This window comes from Actinomycetes bacterium (assembly GCA_035506535.1).
Taxonomy (GTDB): Bacteria; Actinomycetota; Actinomycetes; order DATJPE01; family DATJPE01; genus DATJPE01.
Genome location: DATJPE010000006.1, coordinates 14,852 through 33,938, shown reverse-complemented (window position 1 = coordinate 33,938; position 19,087 = coordinate 14,852). Strand labels below are relative to the sequence as shown.

The following is a 19,087-nucleotide window of genomic DNA, read 5'->3' as shown; positions in this document are numbered from 1 at the left end:
CTCGTACGCTCAATGAACACCGGGGCCTCCCACAAGTGTCGGATAGGCCGAGCAGGCAGCCCCTACTCGGCAACCCACGAATCTTGTGAGCGAGGCCCCGGCCCGCAACCACTCAGCGAGCGGTCAGCCCATACCGTCTAGTCCGAGCATCGACGAAGGGGCGGCCCCTCCCGCAAGGGAGCGGCCGCCCCTTCTCGCGTGCCTGCCCGGTCCACGGGGCCGTGGCGGCTCGGGTCAGTCGCGGACCAGGAGCGCGGGCAGGTCGTCGGCGTGGACGACAGCCAGGCCCGAGACGGCCCGGGTCAAGACGACGTACAGGCGCCGCAGGCCGCGCGGCTCCGCGGCGACGATCTGGGCGGGCTCGAGCACCACGACCCAGTCGAACTCCAGGCCCTTGGCCAGCGACGCGGGCACCAGCGTCAGGCGGGAATCGGTCTCGTCGTCGTCGCCGAGCAACGTGTACGGCGTCCCGGTCCGCGCGAGCTCGGCCGCGACGTCCCCGATCCGATGGTCGGCCGCGATCATGCCCACCGAGCCCTCCCGGTCGAGGAAGGCGAGGGCGCGCCGGACCGCCCCGCCGGCGGCTTGGGCGCCCGTGGGCGTGCGCTCGACGACGAGCAGCCCCGGGTCCTCGCGCACGGAGACGGGCGGCGTGAGCTCGGGCGCCGTGGCGGGGAGCAGGCGAGCCGCGAAGTCGATGACGGCGGCCGGGACGCGGTAGCCGCGGGCGAGCACCTCGAGGTGGGCGTCCGCCTTGCCCAGGTGGGTCAGGGCCGCCTCCCACGACGGGGTCGACCAGGGCGTGGTGCCCTGCGCGATGTCCCCGAGCACGGTCGCCGAACCGGTGGAGCAGCGGCGTCCCACGGCGCGCAGCTGCATCGGGGAGAGGTCCTGGGCCTCGTCCAGGACGACGTGGCCGAGGCTGGGCGTCCGCTCGAGCAGGTCGCGCAGCTCGTCGACCAGCACCGTGTCCGCGGCGGACCAGGGGGCGCTCGCCGGCCCGCGAGCGGGTCGGGGCCAGGTCAGCAGGCGCTGCTCGTCCTCGGCCAGGATCCCGTCGGCCGCCGCCGCCAGGGTCGCTGGTTCCCCGAGCAGTCGCAGGAGCAGGCGGACCGGGTCGAGAGCCGGCCAGACCGTGTCGACGTACGCGCGGACGGCGCGGGAGCGCGCGACCTGGTCCTGGACCCGATCGTCGGTGGTCACGCCCTCCCGCTCCATGAGGAGCAGCACCTCGTGGGCGAGGCGCTGGGGCAGGGCCGCCCGGCCGGCGGCGTAGCGCATCCCGCGCTCGCGCAGGGCGGCGACCGCGTCGGCGACGACGTACGCCGGTACCCGCCAGCGACGTGACCCCAGCGGCACCACCAACGCCTCGGTCGGCGCGCGCAGCGAGCCCCAGACCGCGCGGCGCAGGATCTCGGCCATCCGGGCGTCGCCCTTCAGCGTCGCCACCTCGACCGGATCGACCGCACGCACCGGCACCCCGCCGAGGAGCTCCTCGACCGTCGCCTGGGCGACCTCGACCTCGCCGAGTGCGGGGAGCACCTCCCCGATGTAGTGCAGGAACGCGCGGTTGGGCCCGACGACGAGCACGCCGCTGCGGCGCAGGCGGTCCCGGTGGGCGTACAGCAGCCAGGCTGCCCGGTGCAGCCCGACCGCCGTCTTGCCGGTTCCCGGAGCGCCCTGGACGCACACGCTGCGGGAGAGGTCGGTGCGGACCAGGAGGTCCTGCTCGGGCTGGATGGTCGCGACGATGTCGCGCATCGGCCCGGTTCGGGGTCGCTCGATCTCGGCGGTGAGGATGGCGCTGCGCCGCTCGTGCTCGGCCCGGTCGAGGAGGTGCTCGTCCTCGTACGCCGTCATCCGGCCGTGCTCGAAACCGAACCGGCGACGCATCGAGACGTGCATGGGCTCGGTGTGGGTGGCCCGGTAGAAGGCGCGCGACACGTCGGCCCGCCAGTCGACGACGACCGGGTTGCCGTGGGCGTCGTGCACGTGGCGGCGGCCGACGTACCACCGGCCAGGGGTCGGCCCGCCGTCCATGTCGATACGCCCGAAGAACAGCGGCGTGCTGGAGTCGTCCTCGAGGGCACGGGTCCGGTGGTAGAGCGTCGCGGCCAGGTAGGCCGCCGACACGGCGTCGCCGCCCCGCACCTCCAGCTCGGCGGTCCGCTGCCGCATCGCCGCCAGGTCCGCGCGCGCCGCCTCCAACCGGGCGCGCTCACCCTCCAGCGTGGGGTCGGTGTCGGGCACGACGAAGCGCCTCCGTGTCTGGGAGGTGGCGGCGAGGGGGTTTTGGGGGGCCCCGCAGGCTAGCGCCTCCGGGCTGCATCGTCCCAGCGAGTTCGGCCGCGCCGTGGGCCTAGGGCCGCCGCTGCGTGGACACCAGGGCGCGGCGCGAGACGATCGGGGTGTGCAGGTGCTGGTCGACGCCGACAACGTCGAGCCGTCGCGGCTGCGGGTGTTCCTCTCCGTGCTGGCCGAGCTGGACGACCCCGGTGACATCGTCGTGGCGGGTCGGGCGAAGGCGCTGGCCCGTACGTCGTGGCCGGCCGGAGCGCGGCTGGTGGAGGAGGCCGGCTGGCAGCGGGCCGACGTCGTGCTGGCCCAGGCCTACCTCCCCGGGCCGGACCCGCTCGTGCTGGTGAGCGGCGACGGGGACTTCGTGCTGCTGGCGGCCCGGCATCCGGGGCCGGTCCTCGTGGTGAGCAACTCCGCGGGGTCGGCCGCCCGGCTGCGCGACGTCGCGACTGTGGTCGATCCCGCGACCGACGGACCCGAACCGCTGCGGCACTTCTTCGCCGGCGTGAGGTGACCCCGCTCTCCGCCGACTCCCCGACCGCGGCCCGCGCGGAGGTGGCTCGGACGTCGGGTGAGTCGAGGCAGGGTCGGGGTGCGGCATCGGCGAGGATCTAGGGTCGGTGAGGTGGCGATCCTCGTCGACCAGGCGGTCTGGCCGTGGCGGGGTCGGCTGTGGGCGCACCTCACGAGCGACGTCAGCATGCGGGAGCTGCACGCGTTCGCCGAGCGGCTCGACATCCCTCGGCGGGGATTCGGCGGCGACCACTACGACGTGCCCGAGGAGTACCTGCCGCGCTGCGTCGACGCGGGCGCGACGGTGGTCACGGGTCGCGAGCTCCTCGCCCGGTTGACGGCCGCGGGGCTTCGCCGGCGGCGTACGGCTCCACGGCCGGCCCCCAAGGTGATGCTCGTCGGCCTCATGGGTGCCGGCAAGACCACCGTGGGCGATGCCGTCGTGGAGCAGACCGGGTGGGCGCTGGTCGACAACGACGTGGTGCTCGCCGAGGTCACCGGCCATCCGCTGGCCGAGGCCGCCACGATCCTCGGCTGGGACGGCCTGCACGACGCCGAGGTGGAGTGCCTGCGTGTCATCCTCGACCGACCCGGCCCGTTCGTGGCCGGGGCCGCCGCCTCGGTCGTGGAGCGGGTCGACGGCCGAGCCCTGTTGCGAGAGGCGTACGTCGTCTACCTGCGGGCGAGCGTCGAGACGCTGGTCCGCCGGGTCGGGTCGGGGGCCGGGCGTCCCTGGCTCGACGGTGACCCTGCGGAGTTCTTCCAGCGACAGGACGAGCAGCGCGGGCACTGGTTCGAGGCTGTTGCCGACCTCGTCGTCGACGTTGACTCGGCAGACGTACCGGCGATCGCCCGGCGGATCGTCCTCGCCGCCGAACCACCCCCACCTGTGGCGGGCTGACCGTCACTCGACGAGCCACGAGAGACGTAGATCCCGCCACAAGTGGGGGATAGGTCAGACTCCGGGCGCCTGGTCGAGGGAACCGAGGTCGTCGGCGTCGACGATGCGGTAGGCGTAGCCCTGCTCGGCGAGGAAGCGCTGCCGGTGCGCGGCGAAGTCGGCGTCGACGGTGTCGCGGGACACGACGGTGTAGAAGCGGGCGGTACGCCCGTCGGACTTGGGCCGCAGCACGCGGCCGAGCCGCTGCGCCTCCTCCTGCCGGGACCCGAACGTGCCGGACACCTGGATCGCGACCGCCGCCTCGGGCAGGTCCACCGAGAAGTTGGCCACCTTGCTGACGACCAGGGTCTGCAGCTGCCCGGTCCGGAACTCCTCGAACAGCCGCTCCCGCTCCCGCACGGTGGTCTCGCCCTTGAGCACCGGGGCGTCGAGGTCGGCGCCCAGGTCGTCGAGCTGGTCGATGTACTGGCCGATGACGAGTACCTGCTCGCCGGGATGGCGCTCCAGCAGCCGGCGGACCACGTCGCGCTTGGACCGTGCGGTCGCGCACAGCCGGTAGCGCTCCTCCGGCTCGGCCGTGGCGTAGACGAGCCGCTCGTGGTCGGTGAGCGTCACCCGCACCTCGACGCAGTCGGCGGGGGCGATCCAGCCCTGGGCCTCGATGTCCTTCCACGGGGCGTCGTAGCGCTTCGGCCCGATGAGGGAGAACACGTCGCCCTCGCGGCCGTCCTCGCGCACCAGGGTCGCGGTCAGGCCGAGCCGGCGCCGGGACTGGATGTCCGCGGTGAACCGGAAGATCGGCGCCGGCAGCAGGTGCACCTCGTCGTAGATGATCAGCCCCCAGTCGCGCTCGTCGAAGAGCTCCAGGTGCGCGTACACGCCTTTGCGGCGGGTGGTCATGACCTGGTACGTCGCGATCGTCACCGGCCTGATCTGCTTGCGCGACCCCGAGTACTCGCCGATCTCGTCCTCGGTTAGCGTGGTCCGCCGCAGCAGCTCGGCCTTCCACTGCCGGGCGGCGACGGTGTTGGTGACGAGGATCAGCGTCGTCGCCTGCGCGCGCGCCATCGCCGCGGCGCCCACGATCGTCTTGCCGGCGCCGCAGGGCAGCACGACGACGCCGGAGCCGCCGTGCCAGAAGCCCTCCGCCGCCTCCAGCTGGTACGGGCGCAGCGTCCAGCCCTGTTCGCGCAGCATGATCGGGTGCGCCTCGCCGTCGACGTAGCCGGCCATGTCCTCGGCCGGCCAGCCCAGCTTGAGCAGGACCTGCTTGAGGTGGCCCCGCTCGCTCGGGTGCACCACGACCGTGTCGTCGTCGATGCGGGCACCGACCAGCGGCCGCACCTTCGCCGACCGCAGCACCTCCTCGAGGACCGGGCGGTCCCTGGACTCCAGGACCAGCCCGTGCGTCGGGTGGTTGAGCAAGGTGAGCCGGCCGTAGCGGTCCATGGTCTCGGCGAGGTCGACGAGCAGCGCGTGCGGCACGGCGTACCTGCTGTACGTCAGCAGCGCGTCGATGACCTGCTCGGCGTCGTGGCCCGCGGCGCGCGCGTTCCACAGGCCGAGCGGGGTCAGCCGATAGGTGTGGACGTGCTCCGGCGCCCGCTCCAGCTCGGCGAAGGGGGCGATGGCGCGGCGGCAGGCGTCGGCGTCGGCGTGGTCGACCTCGAGCAGCAGCGTCTTGTCCGACTGGACGATCAACGGTCCGTCGCCCACACGCCCTCCCCTGCTCACGCCCTGCCGGGCACCGAGCCCACAGTCTCCCCCGGTCCGCCGACATCACCCAACTCGCGCCGGCGCCGGGCCAGCAGCAAGCCACATCTCCCGTTAGGGCATCCTCACTGTCGCGTCCCTCGCGGGCGCTGCGAGACTCCCCCCATGCGCACGTCTCACGCCCTCGCCCCGGCCCTCGTGGTGGTCGCCCTGGCGACGACCGCCTGCGGGAGCAGCAGCAGCGGAGGCGGCTCGTCCGCCTCGTCGGCCGCCTCGGCCGCACCCTCGGCCAGCCAGGCCTCCGTGGGAGCGGCCGGCGCTGCCGCGTTCTGCCGTGTCTTCGAGACCGCGGGCAACGGCCTCGCGAGCGCCGGCACCATGTCTGACGCGGCCACCAAGCTGCGGCAGTTCGCCGACCAGCTGCAGGCGTCGGCACCTGCCGAGATCAAGGACGACGTGAAGACCCTTGCGGACGCTTATCGCACGGCGGCGGGGCAGGTGGGGACCGCCAAGGCGCCCTCGATCTCCGCGGACGCGCAGAAGGCGATCGGGAACATCGTCATCTGGACGATGAAGAACTGCACGGGCCTCGCCGGCGCCTCGGCCCCCGCCTCCACGGTGCCCTCCGGCCTGCCCTCGTCGGTCCCGTCGAGCCTGCCGTCCGGCGTCGCCTCGATGATCGCGTCCGCGCGCTCGTCCTGACCGCCGGAGACGCAGGCGTCCTCACCGCCGTTGACGCACGGGTCCTGACCGCCGCCCCCGCTCGGGCTGCGGACGGTCAGGGCGGGGCGTCCTCGTCGATGGTCGCGGCGCCGGTGATCCGGTGCACCGGGAAGGTGCGCAGCTCGCCGGTACGGTGGTCGAAGGCGGTGAGGGAACCTCCGGAGAGGCGGACCGGATCGATCACCCGCTCGCTGACGCCGCCGTCGGAGTCGACGTAGCCGATCCACAGCGGCCGCTCGTCGGCGAGGGCGTCGCGCAGCAGCGCCAAGGTCTGCGCGGCGGGCGTGCGCGGCAGCACGCCGCCCAGCGCCGGTCCGACGACCGGCCCGCGCGGGGCGGTCGTCGCGCGGTCGCCGGCCCGCAGCGCGCGTACGGCCGCGACGACGAGCACCTCCGACGGCGGCGGCGGCTCGGCGCCCACCGGCGCGGGTCGGCGGCGCGGAGGGGTGCGGTGCTGGTCCGGTCGGCGGACGACGACCGTCCCGGTGTCGGACTCCGCCGCCGGGGCGTAGCCCATCTCCCGCAGGCCTGCGAGCAGCTCGTCGGGGGTCACCGCCGCGACCAGCACGGTCGGCGCGAGGCGGCGCAGCCGCAGCCGATCGGCCCGCCGGTCGGCCATCACCTCGTCCAGCACCGCGAGGTCGTCGCAGCGCACGTACGCCCGTGCCGTACCGACCCGCATGATGCCGTGCCGGCGGGCCACGTCGTCGACGAGATAGGCGAGAGGCTGCGGCACCGGGGTGCGGGAGCGGGCGCTGAGGAAGGCGTGGACGTCGGAGGCGGCGCGTCCGGCGTCGAGCGCGCGCCGCACGGACGCCGGGGTGAACCGGTAGACGGTCGCGCCCCCCGTCGACTCGACGTCGGCCATGAGGGCCAGCTCGGCGGCGAGGGAGGACTCCAGCGGGCCGGGGGCGACCGCGGTGAGGTCGGCCTGCAGGAGCACGTGGTCGAGGGGCTCCGGCAGCAACGGCTCCAGGACGTCGGCAGCCGCTTCCGGGCCCTCGTGCAGCAGCACACGCGCCGCTTCGGAGAGCGCGCCGCGCCCGGTCACCCCGAGTCGCTCGGCCTCATCGACGGTCCAGCCGACCAGCGCCGGTCGCAGCCGAGCGGCCCGCCGGGGGCGCCGCCACGCCACGCGCGCCTCGATCGACGCGGTCGTCTCCGCCGCTCCCGGGGGCAGCTGCGCCAGCTCCTCGACGACCGCCATCCGCAGGCCCGGCGCCGCGCCGCGGTCGAGGTCCGGCCCGAGTGCCGCGAGCGGCCGGTCCCGTTCGTCCCGCTCGCCGACCCAGCCGGCCACCCGCGTGGTGGCCAGCCAACCGGCGACGAGGCTCGCCCACCGGTCGGCGCTGTCCGTGGCCAGCCAGCGGTCGTACTCGGGGGTCGGCGCGAATCGCTCGGGGGACTCCCCGTCGGGGGCGAGCAGCCCGCAGACGTACGCCGTCTCCGCGACCAGCCCGGCGGTGCGCTCGTCGACGTCGAGGGCGGCGGCAGTACGGCGAAGCTCGCGCACGCCGAGGCCCCCGGCGCGCAGGACCGGGGGCGGGTCCATGCCCCAGGCCTCGAGCAGCGCCTCGACGAGGCGGACGAACGCGAACGCCTGCCCCGCCGCGGTCCGGTCCACGTCGGCCGGGCGGTGGGTGAGCGTCGCGGCCGGCGGCGGGGCGAGCGGGCTCTCGCGGTAGAGCGCACCCCGCAGGGCCAGGGCGATCTCGCGCGGCAGGACCACGGCGTCCGGCCCGGTGGGCACGAGCAGGCCGTGCGCCAGCAGCCACTCGATCGGGGTGCGGGCACTGGCCGGGTCGACCGCCCGCTCGGCGTTGTCCACCCGGCCGCTCGGGGGTCCCCAGACGAGCAGGTCGAGCGCCTGCAGCGCCCCCTCCGGGGCCTGCGAGAGCAGCGCGGAGAGGCGCTCCCGGTCGGCGACGAGCGTGGCGACCGCGGGGCGGGCGGCGAAGGACGGCCCGAGACCGGCGGGGGTCGAGCCGAACGCGTCGACCACGCTGCGCGGCAGCCGCAGGTCCTCGTGCGGCCCCCACAGCAGGGCCTGCTCGCGCAGCGTGGTGACCGCCCGGTCGACGTCGTCCAGGCTCGCGCCGGGGAGCACGGCGAGGACCGACGCGGGAGCGACCGGCGGGGGCAGCACGACGACCGCCTCGGCGACGGCGAGCGTCCAGGCGTCCAGGCGATCCAGCGCCCGGCTGACCGAGGACGGGGTGACGGCTCGCGCGGCGAGTGCGGCCAGGTCCGACGGCACCGGGTGCAGCAGGTCGGGGCGGGCGGTGAGCAGGCGGGCCAAAGCGGCGTCGTCGAGCGAGCGCACGCTCTCGGCCAGGCTGGCCTGAGCGCGGCGCGCCTCGGGCGGCTCACCGGTGGTCATCCGCTCGACGCTACCCCTCGGGAGCGGGGCGGGTTCCGCCGGCCGAGAACGGGTACGCCCGCGCGGGCCGTGCCCCACTACCATCTCGGTGCGGCCCCTTCGAGGCTGCGGCCGGCTGCCCATCGGGCGTACCGGCCCACCACCCCCTGTGGAATGACGAGGTCTGCGGTGCCCACCGGCAAGGTCAAGTGGTACGACACGGAGAAGGGCTTCGGCTTCCTCTCCCGCGACGACGGGGGCGATGTGTTCGTCCACGCCTCCGCGCTGCCCGCGGGCGTCGAGTCGCTCAAGCCGGGCTCCCGTGTCGAGTTCGGGGTCGCCGAGGGGCGCCGCGGCGAGCAGGCCCTGTCGGTCGTGCTGCTCGACCCGCTGCCCTCGGTCGCGGCCGCGAAGCGCCGACCGGCCGAGGACATGACCGTCGTCGTGGAGGACCTCATCAAGGTCCTCGACGGGGTCGGCAACAGCCTGCGCCGCGGCAAGTACCCGGCGGACACCGCGAAGGTCGCCAAGATGCTGCGAGCCGTCGCCGACCAGCTGGAGGGCTGACCCGGTGGCTGCGCTCGCGACCAAGCCGGACGCCACGTTGGTGGCCTCGGTGGACCTCGCCCGGGCCGCCGCCGTCGAGGAGGCGGGCGCCGGCCTGGTCGGTGAGCACCTGGGGTGGACCCTGGAGCCCGACGCCGAGCGGGTGCTGACCCACCGCTTCGCCTCGCTGGCACCGGGCTACCGCGGCTGGGTCTGGGCGGTCACCGTGTCGCGGATCTCCCGCGGCCGGTCGGTGACCGTCGACGAGGTGGTCCAGCTCCCGGGCGAGGGCGCCCTGCTGGCGCCGCCCTGGGTGCCCTGGGCCGAGCGCCTGCGCCCCGACGACCTCGGCCCCGGCGACCTGCTGCCGTCCTCGCCGGACGACCCTCGCCTGGTCCCGGGGTATCTCGTCCGGGCCGACGACGAGCCCGACGTGCTCGAGGTCGTGGTCGAGCTCGGCCTCGGCCGCCATCGCGTGCTGTCCCCCGAGGGGCGGGACGAGGCGGCGGACCGCTGGATCAACGGCCGCGGCGGGCCGGGTGCCGAGCTGGCCGAGGCCGCGCCCGCGACGTGCGAGACCTGCGGCTTCCTCGTGCACCTCGGCGGGGCCATGGGGCGGGTGTTCGGCGTGTGCGCGAACGAGTGGTCCCCGAGCGACGGGATCGTGGTGAGCGTGGACCACGGCTGCGGCGCGCACTCCGAAGGCGCGGCGGCGGCGGTCCGCTCCCGTGGCCGGGCGGGTGAGGCCGCCGCCCCCGTGGTCGACGACTACGGCTACGACGACCTCGGCCACAGCTGAGCCCCCACATGTGGCGGCCTCTCCGTCACTCGCCGCCCCGGCAGTGACGCGTATCCCGCCACTAGTGGCGGGGGGGTGGGACGGCTACGCCGGCGGAGCTCCGCCGGAGGTCGTGGGGTCAGCGGGGGTCGTGGGGTCAGCGGGGGTCGTGGGGTGACTGACGTGCCCCGAGCGGCTCGAGGGCGCCGAGCCCGCGGCGGGGCGGGCGGCCCGGCTCGCCCGGTAGACCGCGCGGCGACGCAGCAGGTACGGCATCCCGATCACACCCAGCAGCGCGCCGACGGCGCACACCCACAGTGGCTGCCCGCGCACCCCGATGACGGCGAGGACCACGAGGGCGATCACCCAGGCCAGGATCCCGACGAGGATCGGCACGACGCCGTCGACGTCCAGCGGGTCGACCGGCCGGGGCGCTGCCTGCTGACCGGCGTCCGCGGCTTGCGGACCGGCGTCCGCGGCCTGCTGACCAGCGTCCGCGGCCTGCGGACCGGCGTCCGCGGCCTGCTGACCAGCGTCCGCGGGCGGCTGGTCTGCGTCGGGTGGGGCCACGGGAGAGCAGGCTACGGCGCCCGGGGCGGCGCGCTCGGCGGCGTACCCTCCCCAGGTGGACGCGCGCACGAGGCAGTGGGTCGTGCTCGGCGCGCTCGTCCTGCTCGTCGTGCTGGTGGTCGTGGGCTCGCTGGTCCGCTGAGCCGTGCCCGAGAACCTGGCGGACGCCCTGGCGAGCCTGCGCGCGGACCTCGTCGACCCCGACCGCCTCGTCCGCGCCGTGGCGACCGGGCGCCGGCGCGGGGCCGCGCCCCCGCAGGACCAGCGTCTCGAGCTGCGGCCAGTGGATATCAAGGCCGGGCGTCGGCTGCTGCTGACTCGCTGGGACGGAACGCAGACCCGAACCGAGCACGTGCCGTACGGCGAGGACGCGGCCGCCGCCGTGGACGCGGCTCTCGGGCAGGCATACGGCAGCTGGCACGTGCAGACCACGGGCGAGACCGTCCAGCTGCGGGTGACGAAGAAGGGCGAGGCGCAGGTGCATCGCTCTCCGGCCACCCGCACGCAGCTGACCGAGCACGACCGAGTCGGACGAACCCTGCTCGCCCCCGACGACCCGCTGTTCACGGCGATCGGAGCCGGGGCGGACAAGAGGCGCCAGGTGGAGGCGTTCCTGCGCGCGCTCGACCCGGTGCTCGACGACGTCCCGGGCCTGCCGGCAGCCGGCCGACCGCTTCGCGTCGTGGACCTCGGCTGCGGCAACGCGGCGCTGACGCTCGCGACGTACGCCCACCTGTCACGCAACCGAGGCTGGGACGTCCACGTCACCGGGGTCGACGCGAAGGCCCAGGCTCGCGCGCACAACACCGAAGCGGCGCGACGGCTCGGCTGGGCCGACGCCGCCGAGTTCGTCGAGGGCCGGATCGAGGACGTGCCGCTCGGGTGGCCCCCCGACGTGGTGCTCGCCCTGCACGCCTGCGACACCGCGACCGACGACGCGCTGGCGCGCGCCATCGGGTGGCGGGCACCGCTGGTGCTCGCGGCCCCCTGCTGCCACCACGACGTGCAGCGGCAGCTGACGGCGGCCGGTGGGGCCGCTGCCGCTCCGGAGCCCTACGGAGCGATCGCGCGGCACGCGATCCTGCGCGAGCGGTTCGCGGACGTGCTGACCGACGCGCTCCGGGCCGCGATCCTGCGCCTGTCCGGCTACCGGGTCGACGTCGTGGAGTTCGTGGCGTCGAGGCACACCCCGCGCAACGTCCTCATCCGGGCGGTACGCACCGGTGCTGCACCGACGCCCGCCCAGGTCGCGGAGTACACGGCCCTGACCGGCCAGTGGCGGCTGCGTCCGGCGCTGGAGGTCCGGCTCGGCGGTGTGCCCGGTGCTGTCGGCTGACCTGGCCGCCGCGGCCGCTCTCGCGGCTCTCGTCGCCGCCTCACCGGGCGCCTGGTCGCACGATCGGACGCTGTCCGACCCGAGGATCACCGAGTCGAGCGACCTCGTGGTCAGCGCCCTCCACCCAGGTCTGGTGTGGACGACCAACGACAGCGGGGACACCGCCCGGGTCTTCGGCGTCGACCGGTCAGGGAGAACCGTCGCGTTGCTGCACCTTCGCGGTGCCGTGAACCGCGACTGGGAGGCGCTGGCGGCGGGGCGCGGCGCGGGCGGCGTGCCACTGCTGTGGGTGGGCGACGTCGGGGACAACCTCAGCCAGTGGCGCTCGGTTCGCGTCTACCGGGTCGTGGAGCCCACCCGGCTGGGTGACCAGGACGTCGCGTGGACGGCCTACGACCTGCGCTACCCCGACGGCCCGCACGACGCGGAGACCCTTCTCGTCGACCCGAGGACGCAGCGGATGTACATCGTCACGAAGCAGCTGCGCAATGCCGCTGTCTATGAGGCGCCGAGGCGGCTGCGTCCCGATCGCGTCAACCTGCTGCGCCGTGTGGCGCCGGCCCCGCCCATCGTCACCGACGGTGCGTTCTCACCGGACGGGCGTACCGTCGCGCTCCGGGGCTACTTCTCGGCATGGACCGCGCCGTCGATCCGAGGTCCGTGGGCCACGATGGCGATTCCGCTTCAGCCGCAAGGGGAGTCGCTGTCCTGGACTCCTGACGGCTCGGCACTCCTGCTCGGCAGCGAGGGTGGGCGCAGCCAGGTGTGGCGCGTCCCGGTCCGTGTCGGGTCGGCGTCCGGTGGCGCAGTGGCGAGCACCTCCCCTGCCAGCAGTGCGGCGGACGGACCCACGACGTCGCGAAGGGCCGTCGCCTCGAGCGCCTCGACGGAGGGTACGGCCGCAGCGGGCTCCGGGGGAGGCACCTCGCGGGAGGCACGCCTGCTGCTCGCCGCGGGAGCGGCCGTGGCTGCGCTGACCGCGACGGTGAGCCGGCGACGACGCCGCGGCGAGGGTGCGGTCAGAGCGAGGCGACCACGTGGTCGACGCACGCCGTGAGGGCGGCGACGTCGCTCGGCTCGACCGCCGGGAACATGGCCACGCGCAGCTGGTTGCGGCCGAGCTTGCGGTACGGCTCGACGTCCACGATCCCGTTGGCACGCAACGCCTTCGCCACGACCGTCGCGTCGACGGCGTCGTCGAAGTCGATGGTGCCGACGACCGCCGAGCGCTTCGCGGGGTCGGAGACGTACGGCGTCGTGTAGTCGGTCTTCTCGGCCCAGGTGTACAGCGTCGAGCTCGACTCCGCGGTGCGCTGCACGCACCAGGCCAGGCCGCCCTGCTCGTTGAACCAGTCGGTCTGCTCCGCGGCGAGGAAGATCGTGGCCAGGGCGGGAGTGTTGTACGTCTGCTCGAGCCGGCTGTTGTCCACGGCGACCTGCAGGTCGAGGAAGGCCGGCGTCCACCGCCCTGACTCCTGGATGCGTGCGATCCGCGCGACCGCCGCTGGGCTCAGCAGGGCGATCCACAGGCCGCCGTCGGAGGCGAAGCACTTCTGCGGGGCGAAGTAGTACGCGTCGGTCTCGGCGACGTCCACCGGCAGGCCACCCGCGGCCGAGGTGGCGTCGACCACCAGGAGCGAACCCTCGTCCGCGCCCGCGACCCTTCGCGGCGTGATTGCCACACCTGTCGAGGTCTCGTTGTGCGGCGTGGCGTACACGTCGACGCCGGCCTCCGCGTGGAAGTCCGGCGCGTCGCCGGGCGCGGACGTGACGATGGTCGGGTCCCCAAGGTGCGGCGCGGCCTTCGCCGCGGCGGCGAACTTGGAGCCGAACTCACCGAAGGACAGGAACTGCGCGCGGTCCTGAATCAGGCCGAAGGTCGCCGCGTCCCAGAACGCCGTCGACCCGCCGTTGCCCAGCACGACCTCGTAGCCCTCGGGAAGCGAGAAGAGCTGGGCCAGCCCCTCGCGCAGCCGCTGCACCTGCGCGCGCACGGTCTTCTGCCGGTGCGAGGTCCCGAGGTAGGTCGTCGCGACGGCGGCGAGGGCTTCCACCTGGGCGGGCCGGACCTTGCTCGGTCCGGAGCCGAAGCGCCCGTCGGACGGCTTGATGTCGGCGGGGATCTGGATCGCGGTCGGGTCGAGAGCCATGTCAGCCAGGCTAGGCGCGTCCGCAGGGTCTGCCGCGCTCGGGTCCATCCCGCGAGACGCCCGCACGCTCGTCGGCCGGCCCGGCGTGACGAAGCGCACAACGGCGCGCGGACCCGAGGGCGCCTCAGAGCGGTTTCGGCTGGTAGCCGGACGGCTGCACGATGAACGGGTCCCACCCGGGGACGTCCTCGGGACGGCGTGGGCCCGGACCGACGTAGCGGGCCGAGGGGCGGATGAGGCGCCCCGTGCGCTTCTGCTCGAGGATGTGCGCACTCCATCCGGCCAGCCGGGCGCAGCTGAACATCGACGTGAACATGTGCGAGGGCACCTGGGCGAAGTCGAGGATGATCGCGGCCCAGAACTCGACGTTGGTCTCGAGTACCCGGTCCGGGCGCCGCTCGCGCAGCTCGTCGAGGGCCGCCCTCTCGAGCGCCTCCGCGACCTCGTAGCGCGGCGCGCCGAGCTCCCGCGCGGTCCGGCGCAGGACCCGGGCCCGGGGGTCCTCGGCGCGGTAGACCCGGTGGCCGAAGCCCATGAGCCGCTCGCCCTTGTCCAGCACCTCGCGGACGTAGGCTCGGGCATCGCCGCGCCGCTCGATCTCCTCGATCATCCCGAGGACACGGGACGGGGCACCACCGTGCAGGGGACCGCTGAGCGCCCCGACCGCACCGGAGATCGCCGCGGCCACGTCGGCGCCGGTCGAGGCGATCACGCGGGCGGTGAACGTGGAGGCGTTCATGCCGTGCTCGGCAGCCGAGACGAAGTAGGCGTCCACCGCCTGCACGTGCTTGGGGTCCGGCTCGCCGCGCCAGCGGATCATGAACCGCTCGACGATCGTACGGGCCTCGTCGATGCGCTGCTGCGGCACCATCGGCAGGCCGAGGCCGCGCGCCGACTGCGCGACGAAGGACATCGCCATCACCGAGACGTGGGCCAGGTTCTCCCGCGCCTCGTCGTCGTCGATGTCGAGCAGCGGGCGCAGGCCCCAGGCCGGCGCCAGCGTCGCGATGGCCGCCTGGACGTCGACCCGGATGTCCCCGGAGTGCACGGGGATCGGGAACGGCTCGGCGGGCGGCAGGCCGGGGTTGAACTCCGCGTCGACGAGGAGACCCCAGACCTGTCCGTAGGACACGCGGCCGACCAGGTCCTCGATGTCGACCCCGCGGTAGCGCAGCGCGCTGCCCTCGCGGTCCGGCTCCGCGATCTGGGTCTCGAACGCGACGACACCCTCGAGACCCGGTACGAACTCCGCCATGACGTGCTCCCTCGTGCGCCCCGCGGACGGGGACTCCTCCAGCGCGGTCGGACCAGCGAGCGCGTCGGCCTCCCTCAGCATCCTGCCCCACCCGACTGAGGGAGGATGAAGGTTGTGACCAACGCCGCTCCCGGCCCCGCCGTCGACCTGGCGGCGCTGCGGATCGCCTACGCCGACCGCGGCCTGAGCGAGGGCGACCTGGCTGCGGACCCGCTCGACCAGCTCGCCCGCTGGCTCGACGACGCGGTGGCGTCGCGGATCCCGGAGCCCAACGCGATGGTGGTCGCCACGGTCGATCCCGACGGCCGGCCGAGCGCGCGCATCGTGCTCCTCAAGGGCCTCGACCCTGACGGGCTGGTGTTCTACACCAACCTCGACTCCCACAAGGGCCGGTCCATCGCCCACGAGCCACGGGTGGCGCTGGTCCTGCCGTGGTACGCGATCGGCCGTCAGGTCCGCGTCGAGGGCTCGGCGTCCCCGGTCTCCCGCGAGGAGACCCAGGCCTACTTCGACACCCGCCCCTGGGGCTCACAGATCGGGGCGTGGGCGAGCCCCCAGTCCACGGTCGTCCCCGGCCGGGAGGACCTCGAGCGGCGTTGGGCGGAGGCGGCCGCCCGCTTCCCCGAAGGCACCCGCGTGCCCGCTCCCGATCGGTGGGGCGGGTTGCGCGTGACCCCCGAGGTGGTCGAGTTCTGGCAAGGCCGCCCGGACCGCATGCACGACCGGTTGCGCTACCGGCGTACCGCGACGACCTGGGTCGTCGAGCGGCTCGCACCGTGAGCGAGGCCACCGAGGGAGAACGCCAGGAGGGGCGGGGACCGGGGTGGCTCGCCGGCGTGGTCGCCGACGTCACCCCGCTGCGGATCTCCGCGCCCTACCGCCGATTGTGGCTGGGCACGAGCGTGTCGGTCATCGGCCAGCAGATGACCGTCGTCGCGGTGGCCATCCAGGTGTACGCCATCACGCAGTCGTCGTTCCACGTCGGGCTGATCGGCGCGTTCGCGCTCGTGCCGCTCGTGGTGTTCGGGCTGTACGGGGGCGCGATCGCTGACGCCGTGGAGCGGCGGCGGCTGATCCTCATCACCCAGGTCGGGCTGATGCTGCTGTCGGTGGTGCTGTTCGTGCAGGCCACCGCGGGCACGGACTCGGTGTGGCTCCTCTACGTGATCATCGCCTTCCAGTCCGGCTTCTTCGCCGTGAACAACCCTGCGCGCAACGCGATCATCCCCCGCCTCGTCGGCCTCGACCAGCTGCCCGCGGCCAACGCGCTGTCGCAGGTGACGATGAACCTCGGGTTGACCGTCGGGCCCCTGCTGGGCGGTGTGCTGATCGGGGCCACGGGAGGGGTGCGCGTCGCGTACGGCGTCGACGTCGTGACCTATCTCGTCGCGGTCTACGCCGCGTGGCGGCTGCCGCCGGTCCCACCCCTCGTCGCGGAGGGCGAGTCACCGGCATCGGCACGCGGGCGGGCGGGCCTCGCGTCGGTGTTGGAGGGGCTGCGGTTCCTGCGCACGCGGACGAACCTGCTCATGTCCTTCCTCGTCGACATCGTCGCGATGGTCTTCGGGATGCCGCGAGCGCTGTTCCCCGCCGTGGCGGGGGAGTTCTACGGCGGCGGCGCGGGAGTCGTCGGTCTGCTGTCGGCGGCGCCCGCGGTCGGTGCGCTACTCGGCGCCCTCTTCTCGGGGCGGCTGCCCGGGGTGCGCTGGCAGGGCCGGGCGGTGCTCGTGGCGATCACGGTGTGGGGCTTCGCGATCGCCGTCTTCGGACTCACCTCGACACTGTGGGTCGGCCTGCTGCTCCTGGCGGTGGCGGGCTGCGCGGACATGGTGAGCGCGGTGTTCCGGTCGACGATCCTGCAGGTGGCGACCCCCGACGCGCTTCGTGGACGCCTGCAGGGGGTGTTCGTCGTCGTGGTCGCCGGCGGCCCCCGGCTCGGGGACGTCGAGTCCGGTGCGGTGGCGGCGCTGTTCGGTGAGCGGGTCTCCATCGTCAGCGGTGGGCTGCTGTGCGTGGCCGGGATCGGCCTGCTTACCGCCCTCTTCCCACGCTTCGCCCACTATGACGGCCGGCACCCCGAGCCCTGACAGAGGACTCATGCGGCGGGGCTCAGCGCGCCGATCGCCACGCGGAGGTCGGCGACGAAGCCGGCGTACGCCACGTCTGGGTCGTCGGCGCGCAGCACGGCCGAGGGGTGGATCGTCGCGAGCAGCCACCCCGCGTGGACGGCGGCCGGCTCGTCGGCCCGCCCGGCTCGGGGCAGCAGCACGCCGCGGGAGCGGGTGACGCGGAAGTCCGGGCCGAGGAGCGACTTGGCGGCCGTCGCGCCGAGCAGCACCACCACCTCGGGGTCGACGAGGGCGAGCTCGGCGACCAGCCACGGCTTGCACGAGGTGAGGTGCCGAAGCTCGGGAGTCTGGTGGATGCGTCGACGGCCCGGGGCGTCCTGGCTGAATCGGAAGTGCTTGACCGCGTTGGTGACGTACGTCTGACCGCGCTCGATCCCCACCTCGCCCAGGGCCCGGTCCAGCACCTGTCCGGCGGGGCCGACGAACGGGATTCCCCGCCGGTCCTCCACGTCTCCCGGCTGCTCGCCGACGAGGGCCAGCCGGGCCGTCGCCGACCCCACCGAGAACACCGTCTGCGTCGTGCCCTCGAAGAGCTCGCACGCGGTGCACGTGCGCGCCGCCTCGCGCAGGCCCGTCAGGGACGCGCCCGGCGGCGGCTCGGCGTTCACCGTTCGAGCCAGGCCTCGAGGACCAGGGCGGCCAGCTCCTCGGGCGATGTGTCCCGCTCTCGCGCGGCGTCCTTGAGCGCGCGGCGGGCGGGCTTGCGCAGGAGGACCCGGACCTCCACGGTCTCGGCGTCGGGTGCCCTGTGGTGGCCCTTGTGCCCCTTCTTGGTCTTGCGTGCGTCGGGCTGGTGCTTGTCCGGCTGGTGTTTGTCGGGCGCGGGTGGGGAGGGGGCGGTCCCACCCGGGGCAGGCGGCTCGGCGGTCGACTCGGGGTGCACCGGCCGGGGCAACGGCGGTCGCGTCACCCCCGAGCCGGTGCGCGACAGTGCGGCCCTCGGTGTCGGGTTGGTCATCGGGACTCCTCGCGCGTGGAGCGGTCACGTCCGAGCAGCGGGCCCAGCTCGGCGGAGGGCAGCGCCATCACCTGGTCGAAGAGGTCGTCGAAGGCGTCCGCCAGCTCCCGCGCCCCCGGCGACCGCCATGCCTGGACGGGGACGCACGCGCCCTCCGCCTGCTGGATCGCTGCTCGGTCGGGCAGCGGCGGGTGCAGCACGAGGTCGCCGTAGGCCGTACGCAGCTCCTCCAGGCGGTACCGGTGCTCGGTCGACTGGCCGCGCACCTTGTTCACGACGATGCCGGCCGGCCGCAGCCGCAGGTTGTCCCCTCGCACGACGTCGATCGCCTCCAGCGCCGCCTGCGCACCCTGCAGCGCGAACAGCGAGGGCTCGGTGACGACGAGGGCGAAGTTCGCGGCGACGAGGGCGTTGCGCGTCAGCCCGGCCAGCGAGGGGGGCGTGTCGATGAGGACGACGTCCCACCCGGACAGACCCGACAAGGCGATGCGCAGGTGCAGCGTCGAGTCGCGCCCGGCGAGGGCGTTGTGCCGTTCCAGCAGCGAGTCCGCCGCCACCACCGCGACCGACGGTCCCCAGCCGCTCTGCGCGATCGCGTGGGCGAGCAGCTCGGCGCGCGGGTCCGCCAGCACGTCGGAGGCCGAGAAGCGGACCTCCAGCGGGTCGAGCACCGTCGTGGCGTTGCCCTGCGGGTCGAGGTCGAGCACGAGGACCGAGGCGCCGCGCTCCCAGGCCGCGCCGGCCAGCCCGAGCGTGACGGAGGTCTTGCCCACCCCGCCCTTCAGGCTGACCACGCTGACCACGAGCACGGCGTGAGTCTGCCGTACGTCGGCTCAGACCAGCGCCCGCGGTCGTGAA

At 74.5% G+C, this 19,087-nt stretch carries 18 protein-coding genes; 9 read left to right on the top strand and 9 right to left on the bottom strand.

Annotation, left to right across the window (positions count from 1 at the left end):
* Window positions 1–234: 234 nt before the first annotated feature.
* Window positions 235–2,250 carry an AAA family ATPase gene (locus tag VMI11_01230; GenBank protein HTY71030.1) on the bottom strand — a complete coding sequence of 672 codons (2,016 nt, stop codon included), beginning with the start codon at window positions 2,248–2,250 and terminating at the stop codon, window positions 235–237.
* Between the two features lie 160 nt (window positions 2,251–2,410).
* Between VMI11_01230 and VMI11_01225 the strand changes: the two genes are divergently transcribed.
* On the top strand, window positions 2,411–2,812 hold the full coding sequence (locus VMI11_01225; GenBank protein ID HTY71029.1) for a hypothetical protein: 402 nt from the start codon (window positions 2,411–2,413) through the stop codon (window positions 2,810–2,812).
* Window positions 2,813–2,923: 111 nt separating this feature from the next.
* Window positions 2,924–3,712: a DUF4031 domain-containing protein gene (locus tag VMI11_01220; GenBank protein ID HTY71028.1), complete on the top strand. Its 789-nt coding sequence runs from the start codon at window positions 2,924–2,926 to the stop codon at window positions 3,710–3,712.
* Window positions 3,713–3,766: 54 nt separating this feature from the next.
* Here VMI11_01220 and VMI11_01215 read toward each other — a convergent pair whose 3' ends face one another.
* Window positions 3,767–5,428 carry a DNA repair helicase XPB gene (locus VMI11_01215; protein ID HTY71027.1) on the bottom strand — a complete coding sequence of 554 codons (1,662 nt, stop codon included), beginning with the start codon at window positions 5,426–5,428 and terminating at the stop codon, window positions 3,767–3,769.
* Window positions 5,429–5,590: 162 nt separating this feature from the next.
* On the opposite strand from VMI11_01215, the gene VMI11_01210 reads away from it, so the two are divergent.
* Window positions 5,591–6,127: a hypothetical protein gene (locus tag VMI11_01210; GenBank protein ID HTY71026.1), complete on the top strand. Its 537-nt coding sequence runs from the start codon at window positions 5,591–5,593 to the stop codon at window positions 6,125–6,127.
* Window positions 6,128–6,203: 76 nt separating this feature from the next.
* On the opposite strand, the gene VMI11_01205 is transcribed toward VMI11_01210, so the two are convergent.
* Window positions 6,204–8,528: a helicase C-terminal domain-containing protein gene (locus tag VMI11_01205; protein HTY71025.1), complete on the bottom strand. Its 2,325-nt coding sequence runs from the start codon at window positions 8,526–8,528 to the stop codon at window positions 6,204–6,206.
* A gap of 168 nt (window positions 8,529–8,696) precedes the next feature.
* Here VMI11_01205 and VMI11_01200 point away from each other — a divergent pair, with 168 nt between their 5' ends.
* Both VMI11_01200 and VMI11_01195 read left to right on the top strand, forming a co-directional pair.
* Window positions 8,697–9,074: a cold-shock protein gene (locus VMI11_01200; GenBank protein HTY71024.1), complete on the top strand. Its 378-nt coding sequence runs from the start codon at window positions 8,697–8,699 to the stop codon at window positions 9,072–9,074.
* Window positions 9,075–9,078: 4 nt separating this feature from the next.
* Window positions 9,079–9,852, top strand: coding sequence for a DUF3027 domain-containing protein (locus tag VMI11_01195; protein ID HTY71023.1), 774 nt, complete (start codon window positions 9,079–9,081; stop codon window positions 9,850–9,852).
* 84 nt (window positions 9,853–9,936) lie between these two features.
* Here the strand turns inward: VMI11_01195 and VMI11_01190 are convergent, their stop codons facing one another.
* Window positions 9,937–10,401, bottom strand: coding sequence for a DUF2530 domain-containing protein (locus VMI11_01190; protein HTY71022.1), 465 nt, complete (start codon window positions 10,399–10,401; stop codon window positions 9,937–9,939).
* Between the two features lie 145 nt (window positions 10,402–10,546).
* Here VMI11_01190 and VMI11_01185 point away from each other — a divergent pair, with 145 nt between their 5' ends.
* Window positions 10,547–11,737 (top strand): SAM-dependent methyltransferase, encoded by a 1,191-nt coding sequence (locus VMI11_01185; GenBank protein HTY71021.1) that lies wholly within the window; start codon window positions 10,547–10,549, stop codon window positions 11,735–11,737.
* Window positions 11,724–12,794, top strand: coding sequence for a hypothetical protein (locus VMI11_01180; protein HTY71020.1), 1,071 nt, complete (start codon window positions 11,724–11,726; stop codon window positions 12,792–12,794). Before VMI11_01185 ends, VMI11_01180 begins: the two co-directional genes overlap by 14 nt.
* On the opposite strand, the gene serC is transcribed toward VMI11_01180, so the two are convergent.
* Both serC and VMI11_01170 read right to left on the bottom strand, forming a co-directional pair.
* On the bottom strand, window positions 12,757–13,887 hold the full coding sequence (gene serC / locus VMI11_01175; GenBank protein ID HTY71019.1) for a phosphoserine transaminase: 1,131 nt from the start codon (window positions 13,885–13,887) through the stop codon (window positions 12,757–12,759). The genes VMI11_01180 and serC overlap by 38 nt on opposite strands.
* A 124-nt stretch (window positions 13,888–14,011) precedes the next feature.
* On the bottom strand, window positions 14,012–15,142 hold the full coding sequence (locus VMI11_01170; GenBank protein HTY71018.1) for a citrate synthase 2: 1,131 nt from the start codon (window positions 15,140–15,142) through the stop codon (window positions 14,012–14,014).
* A 114-nt stretch (window positions 15,143–15,256) separates the two neighbouring features.
* On the opposite strand from VMI11_01170, the gene pdxH reads away from it, so the two are divergent.
* The gene (gene pdxH, locus VMI11_01165; protein HTY71017.1) at window positions 15,257–15,922 is read left to right on the top strand and encodes a pyridoxamine 5'-phosphate oxidase; all 666 of its coding nucleotides are present in this window, start codon (window positions 15,257–15,259) and stop codon (window positions 15,920–15,922) included.
* Window positions 15,919–17,229, top strand: a complete 1,311-nt coding sequence (locus tag VMI11_01160; protein HTY71016.1) for an MFS transporter — start codon at window positions 15,919–15,921, stop codon at window positions 17,227–17,229. The genes pdxH and VMI11_01160 overlap by 4 nt, the downstream gene beginning before the upstream one ends.
* Window positions 17,230–17,237: 8 nt before the next feature.
* Here the strand turns inward: VMI11_01160 and VMI11_01155 are convergent, their stop codons facing one another.
* The 3 genes from VMI11_01155 to VMI11_01145 are packed head-to-tail and all read right to left on the bottom strand — an operon-like array spanning window position 17,238 to window position 19,038.
* Window positions 17,238–17,879: a UdgX family uracil-DNA binding protein gene (locus tag VMI11_01155; protein ID HTY71015.1), complete on the bottom strand. Its 642-nt coding sequence runs from the start codon at window positions 17,877–17,879 to the stop codon at window positions 17,238–17,240.
* Complete coding sequence (locus VMI11_01150) at window positions 17,876–18,229, bottom strand: hypothetical protein (GenBank protein ID HTY71014.1); 354 nt, start codon at window positions 18,227–18,229, stop codon at window positions 17,876–17,878. The genes VMI11_01155 and VMI11_01150 overlap by 4 nt, the downstream gene beginning before the upstream one ends.
* Window positions 18,226–19,038 carry a ParA family protein gene (locus VMI11_01145; protein HTY71013.1) on the bottom strand — a complete coding sequence of 271 codons (813 nt, stop codon included), beginning with the start codon at window positions 19,036–19,038 and terminating at the stop codon, window positions 18,226–18,228. The genes VMI11_01150 and VMI11_01145 overlap by 4 nt, the downstream gene beginning before the upstream one ends.
* Between the last annotated feature and the right edge of the window lie 49 nt (window positions 19,039–19,087).